This window comes from Nitrospinota bacterium (assembly GCA_027619975.1).
Classification (GTDB): domain Bacteria; phylum Nitrospinota; class Nitrospinia; order Nitrospinales; family VA-1; genus JADFGI01.
On the sequence record JAQCGX010000057.1, the window covers coordinates 1 to 9,044 of the forward strand.

Consider the following 9,044-nt stretch of genomic DNA (forward strand, 5'->3'; position numbering starts at 1 on the left):
TGCATGCCCTGAAAGACCGCTTCCTGCTGGAAAACGAAGCAGGGGACGATGCGGAAGATCAAGAAGTCTGAGGGTGGAAAGGAATGCGCCATGAATCGGGAATTCACTACCAATCACCACAGAATCTTGCGTATATGGTGCGCCCGAGAGGATTCGAACCTCCGACCTACGGAACCGGAATCCGCCACTCTATCCAGCTGAGCTACGGGCGCATTTATTCGATTGATTATTTGTCCGGTATTAAAATTTTAAATTCCCTCATTTACGCCAGGACCATCAACCCATTCCTGATGAATCGTCATCCGCTTCCTGTCCACTCATGGACAAATGGCCCACAGTTTTGCCCGGCTTATCTCGCCCAAACTCGCGAATGCTGCTCAAACGCCACAGCCACCATTTGACTTCTTCTTTGAGTTCATCGGATGCTTTTGCATGCGGGACCACAGTCTGAATTTTGCCCACCCCCACTTTCATTGACGCTCCCTCGGGAAGGGTCAACCCATGCGCAATCATGATCTCCACCGGCTTGTCCACCAGTTTCTTTTTGAATTCGTCATCGGTCACCGCTTTCGTGGCAATTGTCTTCCATTTACTATCCAGGTCCTCTTGCTTGCCCTTATCCATAATTCGAGTCCTTTTCGGTGTACCAAATTCCGGGTTCTGCTCGGTTGACTATATTTGTTCGGGGATAATTACAGGGTAATGGACAGAAACCAATACTGCAACGGCAAATTGCCCTCCAGCTTATTTTTCCTTAAGTAGCGTCTCCACTCTGGCCAGGGCTTCACCAATTTTATCGACTTTGGTGCCTCCCGCCTGAGCCATGTCGGGCCGTCCTCCCCCGCTCCCCCCAACAATGCCCGCAATTTCCTTGATAATCGCCCCTGCCTGAAACCGGTCGGTCAAATCCTTGGTGACGCCGGCTGCGAGCATTACTTTTCCATCGATAGCCGTGCCCACCACAACCACCCCGGAACCCATCTGATTCTTGGCATTGTCAATGAAAGTGCGGAGCGTTTTGGCGTCCATGCCATCGACCATTTTCAGCAGAAGGGACACATCGCCAATCTTTTTCACCTCATCCATCAGGTTGGACCCTTTGCCGCTCACCAGTTTTTCCTTGAGGGCAGCAACTTCCTTTTCCGCTTCCCGGGTCTTCTCGATGAGCTTTTTCACCCGGCTGACTTCCTCGTCCGGTTGCACCTTGAGCAGAGCCCGAATGGCGTTCAGGGTTTCATTCTCCGCTTGTATTTTTTCATAGGCGGTTTTACCTGTAACAGCCTCGATACGCCGAACGCCAGAGGCGATTCCAGTCTCGGAGATGATCCGAAACAGCCCGATATCCCCGGTGGCCGTGATATGCGTGCCACCGCACAGTTCTTTGCTGAATCCTGGGACGGAAACGACCCGGACCTCGTTGCCATATTTTTCCCCGAAAAGCGCCATTGCCCCGGCCTTCATGGCGTTTTCAATCTTCATTTCCTCAGTTTCAACCGGGATATTCTCGCGAATCTTTTCGTTGACCAGGGCTTCGATGCGGTTTTTCTCGCGCTCGGTGAGCGGGGAAAAATGTGTGTAGTCGAACCGCAGGCGATCGGAGGTTACCAACGAACCCGCCTGTTTGACGTGGTCTCCCAGAACCTCGTGCAACGCCGCTTGTAAAAGATGTGTGGAGGTATGATTCAATGCGGTAGCGCCGCGTTTTTCCGGGCTCACCTCAAGTTTCAGGCAATCCGACACTTTTAAAGTCCCGCTCATCACCCGTGCTTTATGGACGATCAATTCCGATAAGGGTTTGGTGGCATTCATTATTTCCAGGTGGACCTCCAGGTTAAACGCCAACCCCTGGTCTCCCACCTGTCCTCCCGATTCACCATAAAACGGCGTTTGATCCAGGAGCAGTTCCACTTCGTCGCCCACGGACGCGGTTTCAACGGATGCACCATTTTTCAGAATAGCGAGGATTTTCCCTTCTCCATGCGTACTGCTGTAGCCTTGAAAAAGGGTCGCCGGAGAGTTTTTGATAAACTCCTTAAAGAAAGGCGCCACTTCCTTCTCGCCCGAACCTTTCCAGGAGGCCTGCGCTTTTTCCTTCTGGCTTTGCATGGCCTTCTCGAAACCTTTCATATCCAATTCGACGCCGGCATCTTTGGCCATCTCCTCGGCCAGGTCTACGGGAAAACCGTAGGTGTCGTAAAGTTTGAAAATTTCTTCACCGGGGAGGGTGGTTGAATTTTTCTTTTTGAGATTCTGCAAAATTTCCTCAACTCTCTGAAACCCCATATTGAGCGTGTTGCTGAAATTTTCTTCTTCATTGAGGACCACTTTTTTGATGAACCCGGCATGGACTTCCAGCTCGGGATACACATCTTTGTAATTTTCAATCACCTTGTCGGTGATGCGATAGAAGAAGGGCTTCGATTGGTCGAGCAGTTTGCCGTGCCTGAGCGCCCGTCGTATGATGCGACGCAGCACATAGCCCCGGCCTTCGTTGGAAGGCAAGACCCCGTCGCCGACCAGAAAAGCCGCCGTACGGGCGTGATCGCTGATGACGCGGATGGACCCGTCCTGATCCTTTTTTTGACCATAAGACTTGCCAGTCACTAGGCTGACTTCGTCCATCAGGCCCATCAATAGATCGCAATGGAAATTGCTGTGCTGCCCCTGGACGACAGCCGCCAGACGTTCCAGCCCCATTCCCGTATCGATGCAGGGATTCGGCAGGGGGGACATTTTGCCGGAAGCATCGCGGTCGTATTGCATGAACACCAGATTCCAGATTTCCAGATAGCGGTCGCAGTCGCAACCAACTTCACAAGTGGGTTTTCCGCAACCGATGGCTTCGCCCTGGTCGATGAAGATTTCCGAGCAGGGACCGCAGGGGCCCGTATCGCCCATGGCCCAAAAGTTGTCTTTGTCGCCCAGGCGGTAGATGCGGTCCGTGGCAAGACCGATGTCTTTGTGCCAGTGATCGAACGCCTCGTCGTCGTCCTTATAGACGGACACATAGAGTTTGTCTTTCGGAAGCCCGATCTCCTCAGTCAAAAATTCCCAACCGTATCGAATGGCCTCTTTCTTGAAGTAATCGCCGAAAGAAAAATTTCCGAGCATCTCGAAAAAAGTGTGGTGACGGGCCGTGTGCCCCACCATTTCCAGATCGTTGTGCTTACCGCCCGCACGGACACATTTCTGCACGGAAGCGGCGCGGGTGTAGCCTCGCTGCTCCTCTCCCAGAAAGACATTCTTGAAGGGGACCATGCCCGCATTGGTGAACAGCAGGGTGGGGTCGCTCTTGGGAACCAGCGAACTGCTGGGCACCAATACATGGCCCTGCCCTTCAAAATATTTCAGGAATTTTTTTCTCAGCTCGTTGCCGGTCATAACAAACTTTCAAATCAAAAGGATTCCTTATAGCATTTTTGCTGATCGGACCTTTGATGGATTTTGGTTTTAAATGGATTATTTTTTGGCCGTGACAGAATCAAACAATTCCTGCTTTGAGCAAATCCTGCAAATGGATGATCCCTTCAATCTTCCGGGCATCGTCCATCACCACAAGGGCTGTTATGGTATGTTCTTCCATAATCTGCACCGCTTTTTCCGCCAGTTGATCCTTTTGGATACATTTGGGACCGGTTCCCATAAAATCACTGGCCACTACATCTGAAATATCCTTTTTCTTTTCGATGAGCCGCCGAAGATCGCCATCGGTGATGACACCCTTAAGCTCCCCCTCCGGGTTCACCACTAAAGTCGTCCCCAGACATTTCTTACTCATTTCCTCAATCACTTTATATATATTGGCGTTTTCCAATACTTTCGGAACTTCAGCGCCAGTATGCATCAGGTCATTGACGGTCGTGAGAAGTTTTCGTCCCAGACTGCCGCCTGGATGGTTGCGGGCAAAATCCTCTTCGTGAAACCCGCGCAGGTCCAACAGCGCCATTGCCAGGGCGTCGCCCATAGCCAAAGCCGCCGTCGTGCTGGCTGTCGGGACCAGACCGATAGAGCAGGCTTCCTCCTTAACACTGGTATCGAGAAAATAGTCGGACCTTTTAGCCAGCGTCGAGTCTGAATTCCCCGTCATCGCCACCAGCGCACAATTGATGCGGTTGAGGGTGGGAAGCAGTTTGATGATCTCTTCAGTCTCGCCGCTGTTGGAAATCGCTATGACCACGTCGCCTCTGGAAAGCACCCCCACATCTCCGTGGCTGGCCTCGGCGGCATGCAGAAAAACAGCCGGAACGCCTATACTGGAAAAGGTGGCGGCGATCTTGGCGCCGATCAGCCCGGATTTGCCCATGCCTGCGACCACCACATGGCCCTGACACCGGTCCAGTTCAAGCACCACCTGAGCAAAAGTCTGATCGATTCTACCGATGAGACCGGCCACCGCATCGCTCTCGATTTTAAGAACCTTTTTGGCTCGTTCGATCAGCGACTGCGTTTGCTGAACCGAGCCTGGCGTGGAGAGTTTTTTGGATGCGCGCATCACCGTTTCATTCTCACTGGAGTCCTTTATTTTCAGTAGTTTTAGCGTTTAAACCGGGTGGTATCATACCATAATTCAATGGACTCGGCAATGCGCCGGCCCTATAATCAATTTTCGTCGATCAGAGGGGATATTCCACTGCCTTTCTTCCGGAAAACTTTTACCCCCCAAAGCCATGAGCAAAAAAGAAACCCTCTACCTGATAGATGGGTCCTCCTATATTTTCCGGGCTTATTTCGGAGTCCGCCAGAACCTTTCAACATCGAAGGGTCTGCCCACCAACGCGCTGTATGGGTTTGTCACCATGTTGCAAAGAGTCGTCCGCGATGAAAACCCCGATTATCTCGTTGTTGCGTTTGACAGCAAGGAAAAAACCTTTCGTCACGAAATGTATCCCCAGTATAAAGCCAACCGCGAAGCGCCGCCAGAAGATTTGCAAAAGCAGTTTCCGTATTTTGAACCTATTGTCAAGGCCCACAACATTCACAGCATCCGCGTCCCTGGCGTGGAGGCAGACGATATCATCGGCACCTTGGCTATGCAGGGGAAAAACGCAGGGTTGCAAGTGACCATCGTCAGCGGCGACAAAGACATGATGCAGTTGATCGGTCCTGACATCCACATGCTGGACACGATGAAAAACAAGCGGTTTGAGAAAAAGGACGTGGTCGAAAAATTTGGCGTCGGCCCGGAACAAGTCATCGAAGTGATGGGGTTGATGGGCGATTCCAGTGACAATATTCCCGGCGTAAAGGGAGTGGGCCCTAAAACCGCCGCCGAACTGATTCAGAAATTCGATTCGATCGAAAACCTGTATGAGCATATTGAGGAAATCGACAAAAAAAAGTTAAAGGAAAAACTGGCGACGGATAAAGAAAACGCTCTGTTGAGCCGCCAACTGGTCACCATCGATACCAACCTGACCCTGAATTGCTCTCTCAGCGATATGAAGACCCAGGAGACCGATCGTGAGGCGCTCACCCGGTTATTTACAGAACTGGAATTTTCTTCCCTGATTCCCAAGGAAGAAAAAGAGTCTGCTCCGGCCCAACATGTCTATGAGACCATTCTCACCGAAACAGCGTTTGAGAAACTTCTGGACAACCTGAACTCTTCCAGCATTTTCGCCCTCGATATGGAAACCACCAGCCTGCACCCCGTCGAAGCCGAAACGGTGGGCATCTCTTTTGCTTTCAAAGAACACGAGGCCTGTTACATCCCGCTGACGCATCGGTACCTGGGTGTTCCTGAGCAACTGGATAAAGCAATGGTGTTCAAAAAATTAAAACCCATTCTGGAAAATCCTAATATCAAAAAGGTCGGACAAAACATCAAATACGATCTGATCGTTTTGCAAAGTGAAGGCGTCTTTTTGCAGGGGATTGAGTTCGACACCATGCTGGCGTCTTATGTGCTCGACCCCTCCCGGCGCGGTCACGGTCTCGACGACTTAGCTCTGGAACTATTGGGCCATAAAACCATCACCTACAAGGAAGTGGCGGGGACGGGCGCCAAACAGATCGGTTTTGATGAGGTCGAGGTGGAGCGGGCCACGGAATACGCGGCGGAGGACTCCGATATCACCTGGCGTTTGTATAAAAATTTACAGCCAAAGTTGACCGATGAGCTTCTCGAGCTGTTCAACGATATAGAAATGCCGCTGCTCGAAGTGTTGGCAGAAATGGAAGTCAATGGGATCTTTGTAGACAAGCATCACCTTGCCGATCTGTCGAAGATGATGAACAAAGAAATGCAGAAATGTGAAATCAGCATCTATTCACTGGCGGGAGAAGAATTCAATATCAACTCGCCCAAACAGCTTGCGGTGATTTTGTTTGAAAAACTGAAGCTCCCGGTCGTCAAGAAAACCAAAACCGGATATTCGACCGACGTTTCGGTCCTTGAAGAGCTGGCCTCTCAACACGAATTGCCGGATAAAATTTACAACTACCGGCAATTGCAGAAATTGAAATCGACCTACGTGGACGCGCTTCCAAAAGAGATCGACCGAAAAACCGGGCGGGTGCATACCTCTTTCAATCAGACCGTGGCGGCCACCGGACGTTTGAGCAGCAGCGACCCGAATTTACAGAATATTCCCATCCGCACGGAGATGGGGCAAGAGATCCGCAAAGCCTTCATCGCGGAGGACGGCAACCTCATGCTGTCTGCGGACTACTCGCAGATCGAGCTTAGAATTCTGGCGCATCTTTCCGACGACGAAACTTTGATTCAGGCGTTTCAAAAGGGGGAAGACATTCACTCCCGGACGGCGGCGGAAATTTTTGGAACGTCGCTGGATGCCGTTGACAAGGACGCCAGGCGCATGGCCAAGGCGGTGAACTTCGGTATCATTTATGGGTTGAGCGCCTTTGGCCTGTCCAGGCAATTAAAAATCTCCATGCAGGAAGCCAAGAAATTCATCGACCAGTATTTTGCTCTGTATCCGCGCATCAAAATTTTCATGGATGGGGCCATTGCCAAAGCGCGAGAGCTGGGGTTCACCACCACCATCATGAATCGCAAACGCTACCTGCCCGACATCGGCAGTAAAAACCGGCAGGTGCGGGAGGCGGCGGAACGGATCGCCATCAACTCGCCGATTCAGGGAAGCGCCGCCGACTTGATCAAGGTGGCGATGATCAATCTATCTCGGCAAATGAAACACAAGAAACTGCAATCGAAGATGATCCTGCAGGTTCACGACGAACTGCTTTTCGAATGCCCGCCCGCTGAAAAAGAAGAAATGCATGATCTGGTGAAACAGGAAATGGAAGGCGTGTATCAATTTTCCGTTCCGCTCATCGTCGATATGGGCTGGGGCCACAACTGGAACGAAGTGCATTGATTATTACTTCTTTCTCCGGCGCAAATGTTTCTCCACCCAATGCACCCACTCGCCTGTGAGCTGAGCGAAACGGCTCAGCGCTTCCTTCGCTAATATCAGCTCGCCTGCGGAATCGAGCTCAAAATAGGTGGGGATCGATTTCTTTTTACTATCCTTGATCTCTCCCGCCTGCAATTGCTTGCGAAAGGCCTTGACCCTCGCTCCTTGTCCACTGAGATTCATCTGGTTGCCGACACAGCAATCCGCCAACCGGAAACAGTTGGCCAATTCCTGCCAGCCATACCATTTGTCTTCCGGGTCGAATTTATGATGCCAGAAGTCGATTGCCGGGATCACCGGTTTGCCGGTGATATTTTTCATCCGTTTGGGGAATTTCCCAGGCTCAGGGAGTTCGATAATTTTGTTCATCTCGCGTTCCAGAAAGCCCCGGCAGACAATCAGCCCAAGGCCATAATGCCGGGTCGCCACATCGCAGGCCAGGGGGCCAGCAATTCTATGGGAGCGATCGACGGTCTCGCTGACGGTTTTCTGGATTTCGTATAACACGGCATCATGATGCTCACTCATACCAACGTTCCCTCTCCATAGGGTTTGACCCGGTGGGCCGGGTACTGGATAATATGAAAGAAATCACCTTTGATTCGTTATAAATAAAGGTGTGTTAGGATAGTTGCCAATAAATTTACCCTAACGGCAGGATGCGCCGAAACAATGAATCGCAACAATAGAAAAGGGAATCGCAAATACCATGTCGGAAGAGATTCGGGTTGATAAAAGGAAAGTCGTTGCTTCAAAAGGCAACCTCAAGGGCGCCGATCTCAGTAAAGCAGATCTTGCGAAGGCCAATCTCAGTAAGGGCGATTTCAGGGAAGCCAACCTCAGCGAGGCTTTTCTCAGTGAAGCCGATTTCAGCGGGGCCAACCTCAACAAGGCGAATCTTGCCAAGGCCAACCTCAGCGGCGCGGATTTCTATGGCGCTAACCTCAGCGAAGCCAATCTCAGCGGCGCTTATATGCGTCGAGCCAAATTTGAAAAGGGATTTCTGCCTAAGGCGGACTTGAGCAATGCCAATATGCGGGAAGCCTATCTCATGCGAGCCAATCTCAAGCAGGCCAATATGCGCGGCATCAACCTGCAGGATGCTCAGGTTCATCAGGCGCATTTGCAGGGCGCTGACCTTGAAGGCGCCGATCTGCAGCGCGCCAACCTCAAGGGGTCCAACCTGGAAGGGACGTGTTTGAAGGACGTATTGCTTATGGGTGCGGATCTACGACAAATCAGAAAATTATCGTGCCAGGACCTGAAAATGGCCAAGGTGGATAAGACCACCCGATTTCCCAACCATCTCAAAGTAAAATGGACCTCGGATACGGAATATAATTGCGAAGAACAATAGGAATTATTCTGGGAGGAGAGGGACAAAGCCACCCGCCAAGGCCGGGAGGCCAACGGAAATCAGCAGGGGTACAGAGAATAGATGGTAAGTGGGACTTGATTGTTACATCAGGAAATAAAAAATAACCGCCGGAATGGAAGCCCCGCAAAGAGATGCGGCGATGGTTTTCATGTTGTAAGTATCTGGTTAAATAATACCCGTAAGTTTGATTACAATATGGGTAAACCTACCAGAACAATATGGGGTTTTTACAAGAGTAAAACCCGTAAGTATTATGCCCCAGTGAACAGTAAAACTATTGGTAAAGA

General features: G+C 50.9%; 6 protein-coding genes and 1 tRNA gene. 2 read left to right on the forward strand and 5 right to left on the reverse strand.

Annotation, left to right across the window (positions count from 1 at the left end):
- Positions 1-135 precede the first annotated feature (135 nt).
- The 4 genes from O3C58_13675 to O3C58_13690 all read right to left on the reverse strand — a co-directional run bounded on the left by O3C58_13675 (position 136) and on the right by O3C58_13690 (position 4,492).
- Positions 136-212: transfer RNA gene (locus O3C58_13675), tRNA-Arg, on the reverse strand.
- A 64-nt stretch (positions 213-276) separates the two neighbouring features.
- The gene (locus tag O3C58_13680; GenBank protein MDA0692902.1) at positions 277-624 is read right to left on the reverse strand and encodes a hypothetical protein; all 348 of its coding nucleotides are present in this window, start codon (positions 622-624) and stop codon (positions 277-279) included.
- A gap of 120 nt (positions 625-744) precedes the next feature.
- On the reverse strand, positions 745-3,381 hold the full coding sequence (gene alaS, locus O3C58_13685) for an alanine--tRNA ligase (GenBank protein ID MDA0692903.1): 2,637 nt from the start codon (positions 3,379-3,381) through the stop codon (positions 745-747).
- A gap of 100 nt (positions 3,382-3,481) precedes the next feature.
- Positions 3,482-4,492 (reverse strand): KpsF/GutQ family sugar-phosphate isomerase, encoded by a 1,011-nt coding sequence (locus tag O3C58_13690; protein ID MDA0692904.1) that lies wholly within the window; start codon positions 4,490-4,492, stop codon positions 3,482-3,484.
- A 175-nt stretch (positions 4,493-4,667) separates the two neighbouring features.
- Between O3C58_13690 and polA the strand changes: the two genes are divergently transcribed.
- Positions 4,668-7,340, forward strand: coding sequence for a DNA polymerase I (gene polA / locus O3C58_13695; protein ID MDA0692905.1), 2,673 nt, complete (start codon positions 4,668-4,670; stop codon positions 7,338-7,340).
- A 3-nt stretch (positions 7,341-7,343) separates the two neighbouring features.
- Here polA and O3C58_13700 read toward each other — a convergent pair whose 3' ends face one another.
- Positions 7,344-7,907, reverse strand: coding sequence for a hypothetical protein (locus O3C58_13700; protein MDA0692906.1), 564 nt, complete (start codon positions 7,905-7,907; stop codon positions 7,344-7,346).
- A 181-nt stretch (positions 7,908-8,088) separates the two neighbouring features.
- On the opposite strand from O3C58_13700, the gene O3C58_13705 reads away from it, so the two are divergent.
- Positions 8,089-8,736 carry a pentapeptide repeat-containing protein gene (locus O3C58_13705; GenBank protein MDA0692907.1) on the forward strand — a complete coding sequence of 216 codons (648 nt, stop codon included), beginning with the start codon at positions 8,089-8,091 and terminating at the stop codon, positions 8,734-8,736.
- Positions 8,737-9,044 lie beyond the last annotated feature (308 nt).

What these genes read in the sequence shown, in the direction of transcription:
- alaS (MDA0692903.1), bottom strand. Translation starts at nt 3,381, where the DNA reads ATGACCGGCAACGAGCTGAGAAAAAAATTCCTGAAATATTTTGAAGGG.
- O3C58_13680 (MDA0692902.1), bottom strand. Translation starts at nt 624, where the DNA reads ATGGATAAGGGCAAGCAAGAGGACCTGGATAGTAAATGGAAGACAATT.
- O3C58_13690 (MDA0692904.1), bottom strand. Translation starts at nt 4,492, where the DNA reads ATGCGCGCATCCAAAAAACTCTCCACGCCAGGCTCGGTTCAGCAAACG.
- polA (MDA0692905.1), top strand. Translation starts at nt 4,668, where the DNA reads ATGAGCAAAAAAGAAACCCTCTACCTGATAGATGGGTCCTCCTATATT.
- O3C58_13700 (MDA0692906.1), bottom strand. Translation starts at nt 7,907, where the DNA reads ATGAGTGAGCATCATGATGCCGTGTTATACGAAATCCAGAAAACCGTC.
- O3C58_13705 (MDA0692907.1), top strand. Translation starts at nt 8,089, where the DNA reads ATGTCGGAAGAGATTCGGGTTGATAAAAGGAAAGTCGTTGCTTCAAAA.